Source organism: Micromonospora chalcea (assembly GCF_028768405.1).
Lineage (GTDB): Bacteria > Actinomycetota > Actinomycetes > Mycobacteriales > Micromonosporaceae > Micromonospora > Micromonospora chalcea.
In genome coordinates this window covers 6576902-6591799 of record NZ_CP118233.1, presented here as the reverse complement: position 1 = coordinate 6591799, position 14898 = coordinate 6576902, and the positions used below count along the sequence as shown (strand labels likewise).

Here is a 14898-nt window from a genome sequence, read left to right as displayed (position 1 = left end):
CGGTTCCTCTCAGGCGGTGGTGGCGTCGACGCGCCAGGTGGAGAAGCGGCGTTCCCCGGCGACGAGGAGCTGGTTGACCACCAGCCCGATGGCGGAGATGGTGATGATCCCGGCGTACATGTCGGGGATCGCGAAGTTGTACTGCGCGTAGTTCACGAGGTAGCCGAGCCCGGCCTTGGCGCCGACCATCTCGGCGGCGACGAGCACCAGGATCGAGTACGCCCCGGCGAGCCGGACGCCGGTGAACACGGTCGGCACGGCCGCCGGCAGGATCACCTTCTGGAACAGCCGCAGGTGGTTGAGCCCCATCGAGCGGGCCGAGCGGATCAGCAGCGGGTCGACGCCCTTCACGCCGGCGACGGTGTTGAGCAGGATCGGCCAGGAGCAGGCGTAGACCACCAGGGCGATCTTCGACGTCTCGCCGAGCCCGAGGATGAGCACGAAGACCGGCAGCAGCGCCAGCGCGGCGGTGTTGCGGAACACCTCCAGCAGCGGGCTGAGCAGGTCCGCGAGCGGCCGGTACCAGCCGATCAGCAGGCCGAGCGGGATGGCGGTGACCACGGCGAGCGCGAGCCCGGTCAGCGAGCGGGTGAGGCTGGCGCCGACGTGGTCGGCGAGCTGGCCGGTGCGCAGCAGCTCCCACCAGGCGGCGAGCACCTCGGACAGCGGCGGCAGGAAGACCCGGTCGACCAGCCCGGCGCGGGGCGCCGTCTCCCAGATCGCGGCCAGCGCCAGCAGCGCGGCGCTGCGGTGCAGCGCCCGGCCGCCGAGGCCGAGCAGGCGTGCGGGCCGGCGTGGCGCGACGGCCGGGGCGGGTGGGGCGGCCACCGGCCGGGCCGGTGGTGCGGCGACGTCAACCAACGCGGGCCTCCTCGCGTACGGCGGACTGCGCGGCGCGTACCTCGTCGCGCAGCAGCGTCCAGATCTGGTGCCGGTGGTGGCGGAACGCGCCGGTGGAGCGGACGTCCTCCTCGGCCTCCCGGTCGCCCAGCTCGATGTCGATGACCTGCTTGATCCGGCCGGGCCGGGACGTCATCACGGCGACCCGCTGACCGAGGTGCACCGCTTCGTCGATGCCGTGCGTGATGAACACGATCGTCTTGCCGGTGGCCTGCCAGATCCGCACCAACTCGTCCTGCAGCGAGTCGCGGGTCTGCGCGTCGAGCGCGGCGAACGGCTCGTCCATCAGCAGCACGTCCGGGTCGTACGCGAGGCTGCGGGCGATGGCGACGCGCTGCTTCATGCCGCCGGACAGCTCGTGCGGGTAGCGGTCGGCGAAGCCGGTCAGCCCGACCAGGTCGAGGTGGTACGCGACCCGCTCGGCGCGCTCGGCGCGGGGCAGGCCCTTGGCCTCCAGTCCGAACGCGACGTTGCCGGCGGCGGTGCGCCAGGGCAGCAGCGCGTACTGCTGGAAGACGATGCCCCGGTCCAGGCCCGGCCCGGTGACCGGGCGGCCGTCCACGAGCACCTGCCCGGCGGTCGGGGTGGCCAGCCCGCCGAGCAGGTCGAGCAGTGTGGACTTGCCGCAGCCGCTGGGGCCGACGACGACGAGGAACTCGCCGGGGCGTACCTCGAGGGTGAGGTCGTCGAGCGCGGTGACCGCGCCGCCGCTGCCACGCCGGCCCGGGAAGACCTTGCGCACCCGGTCGAAGAGGATCTTGTCGGTGCTCACGCGCCACCACCGGGGGTCGCGGCGGCGTTGAACCGGTTGGTGTAGAGGTCGGACGGTTTCGGCCGCTCGCCCTTGAGTTCGCCGGTGTCGGCCAGCCAGTCGATCCAGGTGGCGAACTCCCGGTCGGCGATGAGGCCGCCGGTCCCGGCGACGCCGCTGGACTTCCAGTACTCGACGAGCGTGGTGTCCTCGTTGCGTCCGCGCTTGGCGATGATCGCCTTGAGCCGGGCCACCACCGTCTCGCGCGGCTGGGTGCGCGCCCACTCGATCGCCTTGCCCACCGCGGTGACGAACGTCCGGACGGTGTCCGGGTTACGGGTGAGGAAGTCGTCGCGGAAGACGTAGCTGCCGGCGCTGAACGCGCCGAGGAGTTCGTAGTCGGTGAAGACGGTGCGGATGCCGCCGTTCGCGACCGCCTTGTCGCGGATCACGCCGCCGAGCACGGCGACGTCGATCTGCCGGGCGCGCAGCGACTGTTCGGTGTTCACCGGCGGCAGCGCGACCAGCTCGACAGTGGCGATCTCGGCGGCGGTGAGGCCGCCGCGGGCCAGCCAGGTGCGCAGGACGGCCTCGGCGTGCGCGCCGAGCGTGTTCATGCCGACCCGCTTGCCGATCAGGTCGCGCGGGCCGCGGATCGGGCTGCCGTCGAGCACGTAGTAGCCCTGGAACGTCTGTGCGTCGGAGCCGTAGTAGCTGACCACCGCGGTGATCGGGGCGTTGGCGGCCTGGAGCTTGACGATCGCGCCGTTGAACGCGCCGCCGAAGTCGCTCTGGCCGGTGGCGGTGGCCTGGATGTCGGCCGGGCCGCCGGTGACGTTGCCGATCCAGTTGAGTTTGACGTCACCGAGGTAGCCGAGGTCGGCGGCGAGTTCGGGGAGGGTCACCTGGCCCACCGAACCCTGGTAGCGCAGTTCCTTGGTCTGTGCGCCGGCGGCGGTGTCGGCGCCGCACGCGGTGGCGGTGGTGAGGGCGAGCAGGGCGACGGCGGCGGTGAGGGCACGCCGCGGTGATCGGGTCGAGGGCATGGCGGAGTCTCCTGATCTGTCCACGATGCGGTGGAGGGGGCCCGCGCGGGGCCGGGGAGCACGCCGTGCCGCGCCGGGCCACGGTGCGCCGGCTGCGGGAACGGACGGGCGGAGAGGGAACGACGAGCGCTCGGCTCAACAGAGCGCGCTCGCGTGCCGGACCAGGTCGACGTGCACGCGAGCGGTGAGGAGAAGCTCGTTCCGCTGCGACATGCCCTCATGCTGCCGACCGTTCTCCACGCCGGTCAATGCCCTTCCATTCAGTGAGACTTTCATCGCTGGCTTTGTTACGACCCACCCCCACCAGCATTTACGACTCCTTAACACCTACCCGTTGGATAGAGATTTTGCCGGGCGGCAGTCCCACCGTCCAGAGCGGACCGGGCAGGGTTTCGCGAATCGTCGATCCGGGCATGTTCGATGCCGCGAAGGCACGCAGACGACTGCAGAGGCAGGGAGACGAAGGAGGCACCCCCGATGGGCGTCCAGTTCCGCAAGCGTAAGAAGTACGGGCCGCTGATCCTCCACTTCACCCAGAACGGCTTCTCGTCGTGGAGCATCAAGATCGGCCGCTGGTCCTGGAACTCGAACACCCGCGCCCACCGCGTGGACCTTCCGGGGCCACTGTCGTGGAAGCAGGACAAGGCCTGACCTTCCCAGGCGACGAGCGGGGTGCCGGCGACGTGCCGGCACCCCGCTCGTCGTCTGCGGGCCGGGTTCGCGGTTCCGCCCGCCACGGCGTCCCCGTGACCGGAGAATCGCCGCATGACGGACCTGTCCCTGCGGCGGATACGACGGCGGGCCGTGGCGGCCTGCGCGCTCATGCTGGTCGGCTACTTCCTCGTGCCGGTCGAGGCCGACCCGAACGGCCTGCGGCTGGCCCTGCGCTCGATCGGCACGGCGGTCCTGGTGGCCGTGATCGCGTTCCTGGTCACCGGTCAGGTCCGCCGCCAGCTCGTCAAGGACCAGCCGACCGGCCGGGACGAGGACCGGGCGCTCACCCGGCTCGCGGTCGCGCTGATCGCCGGACTGCTGGTCTTCGCGCTCGGCGACTACGTGGTGGCGAACACCCGGCCCGGCGAGTTCGTCGGCCTGCGCACCCGGGTCGACGCGCTCTACTTCGCGCTGGCCACCCTCACCACTGTCGGCTACGGCGACGTGCACGCCCAGGGCCAGATCGCCCGCATCGCGGTGTGCGCGCAGATGGTGTTCAGCATCGGTGTGGTCGCCACCGGAGCCTCGATAGTGGTCAAGCAGATGACCCAGCGTTCGGGGCGGCGCTGATCAGCACGTCCCCGCCGAGCCGGCCGTGCTCGGGATCGCGGGTCGCCGCGCCGGAGGCGAGCAGCGAGGCCAGCGCCCGGTTGGCGTCGGCGGCCCGGTAGACGGTCGCCGTGGTGGCGAAGCGGCGCAGCTCGGTGACCGTACGCGGCCCGGAGCGGGCCAGCTCGGCCAGCAGTTCCCGGCGCAGCGGGCCGGGCTCGGGTTCGAGCGAGATGTCGAGCAGCCGCCCCTGCGGGTCGGCCGGGTCGCGGTAGCGCACCCCGGCGTACTCGTCGACCGCCCAGAGCGCCTCCTTGACCGTCTCCAGCCCCTTGTCGGAGCCGGTGGCGTAGCCGAGCAGCCGCGCCGGGGCGTCCCCGTCGGGCACCAGCTCGACCTCGGTGGCGAGCGGGAACCCGGCGGCGCTCAGCGCCGGGCGCAGTGACCGGCCGGGCACGGTGACCAGCAGCAGCTCGGCCGGGCGGCCGGACGCGGCGGCGGCGAGCAGGGCCGGGTCCGGGTCGGCGCCGTCGGCCACGGTGAGCAGCGGCGCGCCGGCCGCGCCCGCGGCCTTGAGCGCCACCGGCAGCCGGTCCGGTCCGCCGGGCACCAGGTGCACGGCGACGTCGGCCGGGAGCGCGGCCTCGGCGGCGCCGAGCCGCGTCGCCAGGTCGGTGCCGTCGTCGGCCACCACCAGCACGGTCAGCCGCCGCCCGCGCAGCCGGTCGGCGAACTCGGCCACCACCCGCAACGCCTCCTCCGCCCCGGTGGCGTCACCCCCGGCGTACGCGAGCGCGAGCGTGGCCCGCCGCGCCCGGTGCAGCGCGGCGGGGAGCCAGTGGTCGAGCTGGCGGACGAGCAGCTCGCGCAGGACGGCGTCGGTCGACATGGTGCCGTTTCTACCGCACGGCGCGGCGGGACCGGCCGTGAACCCCGCTCAGACCGGGACGGAGATGCCCACGCCGCCGCGGGTCTGCCCGCCGTAGCGCTGCCGCTCGCGGTCCAGGTCGAGCCGCCCGATGCGGGTACGCGCGGCCAGCGCTGCGTCGTCGAGCAGCTCGGCCGGGACGATCCAGACGATCTCGAACTCCAGCCCGTCCGGGTCGCGGCCGTAGAGGCTCTTGGTGGTGCCGTGGTCGGACGCGCCGACCAGCGCCCCGGCGGCGGCCAGCCGCTCGGCGGTGGCGCCCAGCTCGTCGAGCGTGTCCAGCTCCCAGGCCAGGTGGTAGAGGCCGACGGTGGCCCGGCCGGCCTGGGACGCCCCGGCCGCCGCGCCGATCTCGAACAACCCGAGGTCGTGGTCGTTGGTGGAGTCGGGCGCCTGGAGGAACGCGGCGCCGCGGAAGCCCTCGGGCGTCATCGGGACCCGCCGGAAGCCCAGCACGTCGCGGTAGAAGGCGACGCTGCGCTCCAGGTCACTGACGTAGAGGACGGCGTGGTTGAGTCGGTGGATGCCCATGCCACCGACCGTACCCCGGTTTTGTTGAGCGTTCAAGTATCGGCGCTATGATGGGCGTCATGACCCGGTGGCTGGACCCCGACGAGCAGCGGACCTGGCGCGCCTTCCTGACCGCCTCCCGGGCGCTGATGGACGCGCTCGACCGCGAGCTGCAACGCGACGCGGGCATGCCGCACGCGTACTACGAGATCCTGGTCCGCCTCTCCGAGGCCCCGGACCGGCGGCTGCGGATGAGCGAGCTGGCCGAGCTCACCGGCTCCTCGCGCAGCCGGCTCTCGCACGCCGCCGCCCGGCTGGAGGCGTCCGGGTGGATCCGCCGCGAGGACTGCCCCACCGACCGGCGCGGGCAGATCGCCGTGCTCACCGACACCGGCTTCGCCACCCTGGCCGCCGCCGCGCCCGGCCACGTCGAGGGGGTACGCCGGCACCTGTTCGACGCGCTCAGCCCGGCCCAGGTCGACCAGCTACGCCGGATCAGCGAGACGCTCGCCGAACACTTGACGGATTCGGGACCAAACTGATCCACTCCGGGTCTTGTACATACCGTCGCCGGACGAGCACGATGGGGCGTGTCCTCCGGCTTCGCTGACCTGACCGTCCAGGCGCACCAACTGGTGTCCGAAGGCGACCTCACCGGCGCGGAGCGGCTGCTCGCCGACGCGCTCAGCGACGCCGATCCCCGCCCCGACAACGCCTCCCCCGAGCTGGCCGAGGCGGCCGGACTCCAGGCCCGGGTGCTCGTCGCGCTCGGCGAGCCGCACTCCGCCCGCGGCTGGGCCGCGTTCGCGTACGCGGCCGCCACCCGGCTGTTCGGCCGCTCCGACGAGCGCACAGTCACCGCCGCCGCGACGCTCGCCGCGGTGCTGCACCGGGTCGGCAGCGACGCCCGGGCCGCCCGGCTCTACTCCGACGTCATCATCGAGCTGACCGCCCGCGACGGCCCGGAATCGCAGCGGGTGCTCGCCGCGCACGCCGACCTGGCCACCGTGGAGTACGCGCGCGGCCAGTGCGAGGTGGCCCGCGACCGGTTGCAGGACGCCTGGGAACTGCACCGGGAGGTCTACGGCGACGGCCACCCCAGCGGCATCAAGATGCTGGCGAAGCTCGGCGCGATGGAACGCGACTGCGGCCGGTACGCCGAGGCGCACGAGCACCTGACGCTCGCCGAGGAGCTGTGCCGCCTGCACCTGGACCCCGACGACCCGCTCGCCGCCCAGGTGGCCGGGCTGGCCCGCGCCGCCGCCGACCCGGACCACGTCTGCCCCGCGCCCCCGCCCGCGCCCGCTCCCGAGCCGCCGCCCGCCCGCACCACGCCGGTGGTGCCCGCCGCGCGGGTCCCGCCGCAGGACGAAGGGCCGCACGACCTGCCGCCGTACAGCCCGCCCGCGCTGGACGAGCCGGTCGAGACGCCGCTCTACCACCCGCCCGGCCGCGCCGCCGAGACCGCGCACGTGCCGACGCCGCGTACCGCGCCCGACGCCGACGCCGACGCGCTCGACGACTACCCGTGGCCGCCCGACGAGCCGGCCGACCAGCTGTGGCGCCCCGGCGCAGACCCGCTGCCGCCCACCGTGGTCGGGCTCACCGGCGACGAGCCGGACGGCGTACGCCGGGTGCCACCGGCCCCGCCCGAGCCGCCGTCGCGCTACCTGCCGGTGCACGTACCCCGGCCACCGGCCGCCGAGCGGCGCACACTGCCCTGGCTGCCGCTCGTGGTGCTCGGCGTGGTGGTGGCGCTGCTGCTCGGCACCATCGCGGTGATCGCCGGAGTGTCCCGGGTGGACGACCGCCGCGACACCCCGCCACCGGCCACCGGCGCACCGGCCTCCAGCGCGCCGCCGCCCACCTCCGCCGGTCCCGCGCCGTCCACTCCCGCCGCCGCCAAGCCCGGTACCCCGCCCGGCAGCTTCACGCTCACCGACCGCCGCGACAGTATCGTGCTGAGCTGGACGTACCCGCCGGGCGCGGAAGGACCGGTGGTGGTCGCCGGCGGCCGTGCCGGGCAGCCGCAGGGCACGTTCGCCACGCTGCCCGCCGGGTCGGCCGACTACATCGCCTACGGGCTCGACCGCACCACCGACTACTGCTTCACCGTCGCGCTCGTCTGGTCCACCGACACCGTCGCCCGCACCGGCCCGGTCTGCACCACACGCCGCCGCTGACCGCTCACTCCGGCTCCGGCTCGGCCAGCGCGGGCAGCCGTACCGTCGCCCGCAGCCCCGGCGCGGCGGCGCCCGGCGTCGCGTCGGCCAGCTCCACCGCGCCGCCGGCCCGGCGCACCAGCTCACGCACGATCGCCAGGCCCAGGCCCGCGCCGCCCGCGTCGCGGGCCCGCGCGTCGTCCAGCCGGGTGAACCGGGCGAACACCCGCTCCCGGTCCGCGGCCGGGACGCCCGGCCCGTCGTCGGTCACCGTGACCAGGTGGTACGCCCCGTCCGGCCCGCTCACGGCCAGCTCCACGCCGGTACGCGCGTGCCGCAGCGCGTTGTCCACCAGGTTCACCAGCACCCGGCGCAACTCCCCCGCGTCCCCCTCGACCCACAGCGGCCCGTCCGGGAGCGTCAGCCGCAGCGGCGGCGACGGGTAGCGGGCCGCCACCGCGTGCGCCAGCTCGCCCAGCTCCACCGGGCCCACCGGCGCCGGCCGGGCGTCCTGCTCGTCCAGCCGGGCCAGCAGCAGCAGGTCGTCCACCAGGCGGCTGAGCCGCTCGGTGTCGGCGAGCAGGTCGTCGGCGACCGCCGGCCAGTCGGTGTCGTCGCCGAGACGCCGGGCCACCTCCAGCTCGGTACGCATGTTCGTCAGCGGGCTGCGCAGCTCGTGCGCGGCGTCGGCGACGAACGCCCGCTGCCGGTCCCGGGACGCGGCCAGCCGGTCCAGCATGTCGTTGAGCGTGACCGCGAGCCGGTGGATCTCGTCCTGCCCGGCCGGTACGGGCAGCCGCTCCGCCCCGGCCCGCCCGGTGATCTCGGCCGCGCCGCTGCGCAACTGCTCGACCGGTCGCAGCGTCGCGCCCACCACCCGCCAGGCCACCACGCCCAGCCCGGCCACCAGCAGCGGGAAGCCCACCAGCAGCAGGTTGCGGACCACGCGCAGGCTGTGCCGCACGTCGGTGAGCGACTTGGCGACCAGCACCGTACGCGGCTCCTGCGGCGTGCCGGCCGGCACCGTGACCACCCGGACCGGGCCGGGCATGCCGACGCGCCGCCCGTCCACCACCAGCCGCTGCCGCTGCCCGGGCCGCAGCTCGTCCGGGCCGAGCATCGGCACCAGGCGGTCCGCGTCGATCGAGGCGGCCCGGATCCGGCCCTGGACGTCGACCACCTGCACCCGCAACTGCCCGCCGGCCACCGGCAGCGGGTCCGGCAGCGCGTCCTCGGCGGTCAGCAGCGCCACCGCGTCGGCGGTACGCAGCGCCTCCTCGTCGACCGAGCGCTGCAGCGTCCAGCCCAGCGCGCCGACCAGCAGCGTCCCGCCGAACGCGAACCCGACCGCCAGCCCCAGCACACCGAGCGCGAGCAGCCGGGCCCGCAGGCCGAGGCGCGGCAGCGGCCCGCGTACCCAGCGGCTCACGTGGCCAGCCGGTAGCCCGCGCCGCGTACCGTCTCCAGCCGCTCCCGGCCGATCTTGCGGCGCAGGTAGCCGACGTAGACCTCCACCGCGTTCGGGGCGGTGTCGACCGAGGCGTCCCAGACGTGGTCCAGCAGCTCGGTCTTGGAGACCACCTCGCCGGGGCGGCGCATCAGATAGTCCAGCAGCGCGTACTCGCGACTGGTCAGCACCACCTCGGCGTCGGCCCGGGTGACCCGGCGGCGGGCCGGATCGAGGCGCAGGTCGCCGACGGTGAGCACGGTCGGCCGGCGGGGCGCGCCGCGGCGCAGCAGCGCCCGCAGCCGGGCCAGCAGCACCACGTACGAGAAGGGCTTGGTCAGGTAGTCGTCGGCGCCGCAGTCCAGGCCGTCGGCCTGGTCGTACTCGCCGTCCTTGGCCGACAGCATCAGCACCGGCAGCCAGCGCTGCTCGGCGCGCAGCCGGCGCACCACCTCGTAGCCGGACAGGCCGGGCAGCATCACGTCGAGGATCATCGCGTCGTACTCGCCGTGCCGCGCCGCGTCCAGCCCGGCCGGGCCGGTCGCCGCCACGTCCACCGCGAAACCCTCCGCCGACAGACCCCGGCGCAGCGCCGCCGCGAGCCGCGTCTCGTCCTCCACCACCAGCAACCGCACCGGTCCAGCGTGCCACCATGGGGTCACCCGTAGGGGATCTCCTCAGCGTGGTCACAGCGACGCTCGCGCAGCATGGTGCGCAGGAGGTGCACACTATGTCCGTGATGAAGAACCGCGCCGTGCTGCGCTGGCTGGTCCCGGTGACCGCGGGGGTCGCCGTGATCGGCGGTGGCGCCGCCGTCGGCACGTTCGCCGCCGGCGCCGACCCCGCGCTGCCGCCGCGCAGCGCCGCCCAGCTCCTGGAAGACCTGCGCACGTCCCGCCTGGACGGGCTCTCCGGCACCGTGGTGCAGCGCGCCGACCTCGGCCTGCCGCCGATCGCCGCGCTCGCCGGCCGGGCCACCGGCAACGACCTGGCCGGCCTGGTCTCCGGTACGCACACGCTGCGCGTCTGGTACGGCGGCGAGGACCGGCAGCGGCTCGCGCTGGTCGACACGCTCGGCGAGCAGGACATCCTGCGCAACGGCCGCGACGTGTGGACCTGGAACAGCCGGGAGAACACCGCCACGCACCGGGTGCTGCCGGCCGACGCGCCGGACCGGGCCACCGTGCCGGCCACCCCGGCCGACGCCGCGGACCGGGCGCTGGAGGCGATCGATCCGACCACGGCGGTCACCGTCGGCCGCACCGCCACAGTGGCCGGCCGGGACGCGTACGAGCTGGTGCTCACGCCGCGCGACAAGGCGTCCCTGGTTCACCAGGTCCGGATCGCGCTGGACGCGAAGGAGCACGTGCCGCTGCGTCTGCAGGTGCTCGCCGACGGGCAGGACGAGCCCGCGTTCCAGGTGGCGTTCACCCAGGTCGACTTTCGCACGCCGGGGGCCGACCAGTTCCGGTTCAACCCGCCGCCCGGCGTGAAGGTCACCGAGGCGACCGAGGGCGAGCGGCCCGGACCGGCGGGTAAGCGGTTCGATCGCAAGGACGCCGAGAAGGCGGACGTGCGTACCGTCGGCACCGGCTGGACCACCGTGGTGGTCGCCAAGATCGGCGACGCGGCGACCGGCGACGGCGCGAAGCCCGGCGCGGACGCGCCGGACGCCCAGATGCTCACGCAGGTGCTCGGTGACCTGCCGAAGGTCAGCGGCGACTGGGGCAGCGGCCGGCTGCTCAGCGGCAAGCTGTTCAGCGTGCTGCTGACCGACGACGGCCGGGTGATCGCCGGTCTGGTCACGCCGGAGCGGCTCTACCAGGCGGCCAAGGGCTGAGAATCGCCGTGCCCGGGGCCCGGTCGGCTGACGTCGACCGGGCCCCGAGTCGTGTCCGGGCTTGGTCGGGTGCCGGCCGACGCGCTATCTTTCTCAGTTCAGGCACAAAAAAGGAATGGCTTCTGAATGCCATTCCTGCGGCAATTTTAGTCAATGAGGAGCCGGATTGTCAACGCACTCCGACGTGTCGGCTGACCTGCGCCAGGACGACGAGATCGGCCGCGAGCAGGAATACGTCTCGATGCTGTACGACCGGCTGGACGGCATGCGGGAACAGGCCGCCCGGCGGCTCGACGAGGAGTTGCGTCACACCGGCGGCACGCAGCAGGCCCGCTCCCAGCGCGACTCGACCGTGGCGATGTACGCCGACCAGGTCGAGCAGTTCTCCGCGGTGGAGAGCGGCCTGTGCTTCGGCCGCCTCGACGGCGACGACGGCGCGGTCCGCTACATCGGCCGGATCGGGATCTTCGACTCCTCCGGCGACTACGACCCGCTGCTGATGGACTGGCGCGCCCCCGCCGCCCGGCCGTTCTACCTGGCCACCGCCGCCAACCCGCAGGGCGTACGCCGCCGTCGGCACCTGCGTACCCGCGACCGGAAGGTGACCGGGCTCAACGACGAGGTGCTGGACATCACCGCCGCCTCCCCCACCGCCCACGAGGAACTGACCGGCGAGGCGTCACTGCTCGCCGCGCTCAACGCCGGGCGGACCGGCCGGATGCGCGACATCGTCGAGACCATCCAGGCCGAACAGGACCGGATCATCCGCGCCGACCTGCCCGGCGTGATGGTGGTGCAGGGCGGGCCCGGCACCGGCAAGACGGCGGTGGCGCTGCACCGCGCCGCGTACCTGCTCTACACCCACCGCCAGCAGCTCTCCACCCGCGGTGTGCTGCTGGTCGGCCCGAACGCCACGTTCCTGCGCTACATCTCCCAGGTGCTGCCCACGCTGGCCGAGACCGGCGTGCTGCTGCGTACCCAGGCAGACCTGTTCCCCGGCGTGCACGCGCGCCGCGCGGAGCCCGCCACCACCGCCGCGCTGAAAGGCCGCGCGGTGCTGGCCGACGTGCTCGCCGCCGCGGTCCGCGACCGGCAGTGGGTGCCCGACGAGCCGGTCACCATCGAACTGCCGCAGCGGGAGGTGCTGACGCTCGACCCGGACACCGTGCGGCAGGCCCGCGACCGGGTACGCCGCACCGGCCGCCCGCACAACCTGGCCCGCGCCCTGTTCGACGTGGAGATCGTCCACGCGCTCGCCGACCAGGTGGCCGAGCGGATCGGCGCCGACCCGCTCGGCGGGGAGAACCTGCTCTCCGAGGCCGACCGCGCGGAGATCCGCCGTGAGCTGCGCGAGGAGCCGGAGATCCGCGCGGCGCTGGACGAGCTGTGGCCGGTGCTCACCCCGCAACGCCTGCTCGCCGACCTGTACGCCTCGCCGGAGCGGATCGCCACCGCCGCGCCCATGCTCACCGACGCCGAACGGGCCGCGCTGCACCGCGAGCCGGGCGGCTGGACGCCCGCCGACGTACCGCTGCTGGACGAGGCCGCCGAACTGCTCGGCGAGGACGAACGCGCCGCCGTCGCCCGGCGGGAGCGGATCCGGGCGCTGGAACGCGAGTACGCCGAGGGCGTGCTGGAGATCTGGCGCGGCTCCCGCTCCATCGACGTCGAGGACGAGGCAGACGGCGGTGAGATCCTCGGCGTCACCGACCTGATCGACGCCGACCGGCTCTCCGAACGGCAGGAGGAGTCCGACCGGCTCACCACCGCCCAACGCGCCGCCGCCGACCGCACCTGGGCGTTCGGGCACGTCATCGTGGACGAGGCGCAGGAGCTGTCGCCGATGGCGTGGCGGCTGCTGATGCGCCGCTGCCCCAGCCGGTCCATGACGATCGTCGGGGACGTGGCGCAGACCGGCGCGCTCGCCGGCACGCCGTCGTGGGGCGAGGCGCTCGCGCCGTACGTGGCGGACCGGTGGCGGCTGGAGGAGCTGACAGTCAGCTACCGCACCCCGGCCGAGATCATGGCGGTCGCCGCCGACGTGCTCGCCGAGATCGACAGGGCGCTGCGGCCACCCCGCTCCGTACGCGCCACCGGCGTACCGCCCTGGGACCGGACCGTGCCGGCGGACCGCCTCGTGACCGAACTGGTCGAGGCGACCGCCCGGGAGGCCGCGTCGCTCGGCGACGGGCGGCTCGGCGTGCTGGTGCCCACCGGGCGGGTGGACGAGCTGGGCGGCGCGGTGGTGGCGGCGCTGCCGGAGGCGACAGTGGGTGAGCAGCCCGAGCTGGCGAACCGGGTGGTGGTGCTGACCACCGAGCAGGCCAAGGGCCTGGAGTTCGACTCGGTGCTGGTGGTCGACCCGGCCCGCATCGTGTCCGAGTCCCCGAGGGGCCACAGCGACCTCTACGTGGCCCTGACAAGAGCCACCCAGCGCCTGGGCATCCTCCGCACCCCCTGACCGCCTCCGCCTCCGCCCCGTTGATCATGAAGTTGGCGGCCTTGTCGATCTCCAAGTCGGCCGCCAACTTCATGATCGACGGGGTCGAGCACGTGCTGCCCCATGTCCCGCCGTGCCCACTCTCGCCCCTCGCCCCGCTCCGCGATCATGGAGTTGCGGCCCCGGAAAAGCGCCATCAAACGGATATTTTTCGGGTCGGAAGTGCAAGATCGGCGAGTGCGGGCTTGGGGGCGGCGGACGGGGGCGTGTGTCCGGGTGGCCTGTTCGCGCCAGTTCGCCGGAGTGGCGGTCACGCGCACCAGATCGGGGAAGTTGCTGCATCACACCCGCCCCGACCACACCACCCCGCCGAACTGGCGACCCTCGCACCAGAACGGGGAAGTTGCTACATCATGGCCGCGCTGACCACGCCACTTCGGCGAAGTGGCGCAGTCAAGACGCGGGTGCGCGAGGGCGGGGGTGGCCGGAGGCCGCCCCCGCCCTCGCGTGCTGCCTCGGTCAGCCCGGATTAGGGCGATTGTTGGTGAAGTTGCCCACCTGCGCGCCGGTGGCCGAATTGTCGCTCGTGGAGCCACCGGCCGGGGTGCTCAGGCCACCCGTACCCGCGTCCCCGGTCGTCGTCGGGGCCACCTTGCCCGGGTGCTTCTCGGGCTGCCGGGCCAACCGGCGCACACTGGCCGGGCCGGCCGTGCCACCGGTCGTGGTCACCGCGCCCTGACCCCGGGTCGGTCCGCCGTCGCGCAGCACCGTCGGGTCGACGGGTACGTCCGCCGGGTCGTCCGGGTCGAGTTCCTGCCGCATCCGTTCCACGTCGGTCTGCGGCACGGTGATCTCGTCCAGCGCGCCGTCGCCGTACACGCCGCCGGCGACCCGCTGCTCGGCCCGCCGGGCGGCGTCCTGCCGCATGTCGTCCTCACGCACGTCAACCACCTCGCAGCTCTCTCGGGGTATCGGTGTTGCGTGCCCGAGGGTGGGTGGCTGAAACCGGAACCGGCGGCGGGAGGACCGGTGTGCGCCCTCGTGTCCGGTTCCGGCTGCAAGGCCGAGCGTGGTGGCCATTCGACGGCGACCGGCGGTTACCTTGTCTCCGGCCTCGGGTAGACCCAGGGTGCCCCCGCCACAGAGCGCGAACCGCGCCGTGGCCGACCTGCGGTAGCGGGGCGAGGGTGTGCAGGTTAACGACTCATCAAATCCTGAGGAGGACCAGATGAGCACGCAGGCTGCATCCACCAGGCCGATGAACCGGCCGATGTCCGACGTCCAGAACCGGTCGAGCATGCAGGACACGTCGACCCGGCACATGCCGTCGATGCACGACGGTCACCGGGAGAACATGCCGTCCCCGGGTACGGAGACGAAGCAGGCGTTCCTGACCACCGAGTTCTGGGTGTACGCCGCAGCGGTCGCGCTCGTGGTGATCGCCGCGTTCTGGAAGGGCACCACCGCCAACGGCCTGAACATCAACAACCCGAACCAGGCCTGGTGGTACCTGACCGCGCTGACCGGCGCGTACCTGGTCAGCCGTGGCCTGTCGAAGGCGGGCAGCGCGCGCCGCTCCGGCAAGGAGCGCCGCGGACGTTGATCCGACGC

General features: G+C 74.0%; 16 protein-coding genes. 7 read left to right on the top strand and 9 right to left on the bottom strand.

What is annotated here, in order from left to right:
* Positions 1 to 9 precede the first annotated feature (9 nt).
* The 4 genes from PVK74_RS29915 to PVK74_RS31250 all read right to left on the bottom strand — a co-directional run bounded on the left by PVK74_RS29915 (position 10) and on the right by PVK74_RS31250 (position 2910).
* Positions 10 to 861: an ABC transporter permease gene (locus PVK74_RS29915; protein ID WP_274477722.1), complete on the bottom strand. Its 852-nt coding sequence runs from the start codon at positions 859 to 861 to the stop codon at positions 10 to 12.
* Complete coding sequence (locus PVK74_RS29910) at positions 854 to 1672, bottom strand: ABC transporter ATP-binding protein (protein WP_274477721.1); 819 nt, start codon at positions 1670 to 1672, stop codon at positions 854 to 856. The genes PVK74_RS29915 and PVK74_RS29910 overlap by 8 nt, the downstream gene beginning before the upstream one ends.
* Complete coding sequence (locus PVK74_RS29905) at positions 1669 to 2697, bottom strand: ABC transporter substrate-binding protein (RefSeq protein WP_274477719.1); 1029 nt, start codon at positions 2695 to 2697, stop codon at positions 1669 to 1671. Before PVK74_RS29905 ends, PVK74_RS29910 begins: the two co-directional genes overlap by 4 nt.
* 135 nt (positions 2698 to 2832) lie before the next feature.
* On the bottom strand, positions 2833 to 2910 hold the full coding sequence (locus tag PVK74_RS31250) for a putative leader peptide (protein ID WP_355097166.1): 78 nt from the start codon (positions 2908 to 2910) through the stop codon (positions 2833 to 2835).
* Positions 2911 to 3174: 264 nt separating this feature from the next.
* Here PVK74_RS31250 and PVK74_RS29900 point away from each other — a divergent pair, with 264 nt between their 5' ends.
* Entirely contained in the window at positions 3175 to 3348 is a 174-nt protein-coding gene (locus PVK74_RS29900; protein WP_064498970.1) for a DUF4236 domain-containing protein, read from the top strand.
* Positions 3349 to 3462: 114 nt separating this feature from the next.
* Entirely contained in the window at positions 3463 to 3981 is a 519-nt protein-coding gene (locus PVK74_RS29895; protein WP_113973371.1) for a potassium channel family protein, read from the top strand.
* Here the strand turns inward: PVK74_RS29895 and PVK74_RS29890 are convergent.
* Together PVK74_RS29890 and PVK74_RS29885 are read right to left on the bottom strand one after the other, a co-directional pair.
* A complete protein-coding gene (locus tag PVK74_RS29890; RefSeq protein ID WP_064447223.1) occupies positions 3947 to 4849 on the bottom strand; it encodes a hypothetical protein in 903 nt (300 codons plus the stop codon). The two genes, PVK74_RS29895 and PVK74_RS29890, sit on opposite strands and share 35 nt — an antisense overlap.
* Positions 4850 to 4897: 48 nt before the next feature.
* A complete protein-coding gene (locus PVK74_RS29885) occupies positions 4898 to 5419 on the bottom strand; it encodes a VOC family protein (RefSeq protein ID WP_043325531.1) in 522 nt (173 codons plus the stop codon).
* A gap of 50 nt (positions 5420 to 5469) precedes the next feature.
* On the opposite strand from PVK74_RS29885, the gene PVK74_RS29880 reads away from it, so the two are divergent.
* Entirely contained in the window at positions 5470 to 5940 is a 471-nt protein-coding gene (locus tag PVK74_RS29880; RefSeq protein WP_064447222.1) for a MarR family winged helix-turn-helix transcriptional regulator, read from the top strand.
* Positions 5941 to 5988: 48 nt separating this feature from the next.
* Positions 5989 to 7581, top strand: a complete 1593-nt coding sequence (locus PVK74_RS29875) for a tetratricopeptide repeat protein (RefSeq protein ID WP_064447221.1) — start codon at positions 5989 to 5991, stop codon at positions 7579 to 7581.
* A gap of 4 nt (positions 7582 to 7585) precedes the next feature.
* Here the strand turns inward: PVK74_RS29875 and PVK74_RS29870 are convergent, their stop codons facing one another.
* Positions 7586 to 8989: a sensor histidine kinase gene (locus PVK74_RS29870; RefSeq protein ID WP_274477715.1), complete on the bottom strand. Its 1404-nt coding sequence runs from the start codon at positions 8987 to 8989 to the stop codon at positions 7586 to 7588.
* On the bottom strand, positions 8986 to 9642 hold the full coding sequence (locus PVK74_RS29865; RefSeq protein WP_043325535.1) for a response regulator transcription factor: 657 nt from the start codon (positions 9640 to 9642) through the stop codon (positions 8986 to 8988). Before PVK74_RS29865 ends, PVK74_RS29870 begins: the two co-directional genes overlap by 4 nt.
* A 95-nt stretch (positions 9643 to 9737) precedes the next feature.
* Here PVK74_RS29865 and PVK74_RS29860 point away from each other — a divergent pair, with 95 nt between their 5' ends.
* Entirely contained in the window at positions 9738 to 10847 is a 1110-nt protein-coding gene (locus tag PVK74_RS29860; protein WP_274477714.1) for a LolA family protein, read from the top strand.
* 241 nt (positions 10848 to 11088) lie between these two features.
* Positions 11089 to 13308 carry a HelD family protein gene (locus tag PVK74_RS29855; protein ID WP_233514720.1) on the top strand — a complete coding sequence of 740 codons (2220 nt, stop codon included), beginning with the start codon at positions 11089 to 11091 and terminating at the stop codon, positions 13306 to 13308.
* A 498-nt stretch (positions 13309 to 13806) separates the two neighbouring features.
* Here PVK74_RS29855 and PVK74_RS29850 read toward each other — a convergent pair whose 3' ends face one another.
* Positions 13807 to 14229: a hypothetical protein gene (locus PVK74_RS29850; RefSeq protein ID WP_043325539.1), complete on the bottom strand. Its 423-nt coding sequence runs from the start codon at positions 14227 to 14229 to the stop codon at positions 13807 to 13809.
* A gap of 286 nt (positions 14230 to 14515) precedes the next feature.
* Here PVK74_RS29850 and PVK74_RS29845 point away from each other — a divergent pair, with 286 nt between their 5' ends.
* Positions 14516 to 14890: a hypothetical protein gene (locus PVK74_RS29845; RefSeq protein ID WP_043325541.1), complete on the top strand. Its 375-nt coding sequence runs from the start codon at positions 14516 to 14518 to the stop codon at positions 14888 to 14890.
* Positions 14891 to 14898: the final 8 nt, after the last annotated feature.

Coding starts and splice junctions, on each gene's coding strand:
- PVK74_RS29890 (WP_064447223.1), bottom strand. CDS start 4,849: ATGTCGACCGACGCCGTCCTGCGCGAGCTGCTCGTCCGCCAGCTCGAC.
- PVK74_RS31250 (WP_355097166.1), bottom strand. CDS start 2,910: ATGTCGCAGCGGAACGAGCTTCTCCTCACCGCTCGCGTGCACGTCGAC.
- PVK74_RS29860 (WP_274477714.1), top strand. CDS start 9,738: ATGTCCGTGATGAAGAACCGCGCCGTGCTGCGCTGGCTGGTCCCGGTG.
- PVK74_RS29845 (WP_043325541.1), top strand. CDS start 14,516: ATGAGCACGCAGGCTGCATCCACCAGGCCGATGAACCGGCCGATGTCC.
- PVK74_RS29905 (WP_274477719.1), bottom strand. CDS start 2,697: ATGCCCTCGACCCGATCACCGCGGCGTGCCCTCACCGCCGCCGTCGCC.
- PVK74_RS29855 (WP_233514720.1), top strand. CDS start 11,089: ATGCTGTACGACCGGCTGGACGGCATGCGGGAACAGGCCGCCCGGCGG.
- PVK74_RS29900 (WP_064498970.1), top strand. CDS start 3,175: ATGGGCGTCCAGTTCCGCAAGCGTAAGAAGTACGGGCCGCTGATCCTC.
- PVK74_RS29895 (WP_113973371.1), top strand. CDS start 3,463: ATGACGGACCTGTCCCTGCGGCGGATACGACGGCGGGCCGTGGCGGCC.
- PVK74_RS29885 (WP_043325531.1), bottom strand. CDS start 5,419: ATGGGCATCCACCGACTCAACCACGCCGTCCTCTACGTCAGTGACCTG.
- PVK74_RS29880 (WP_064447222.1), top strand. CDS start 5,470: ATGGGCGTCATGACCCGGTGGCTGGACCCCGACGAGCAGCGGACCTGG.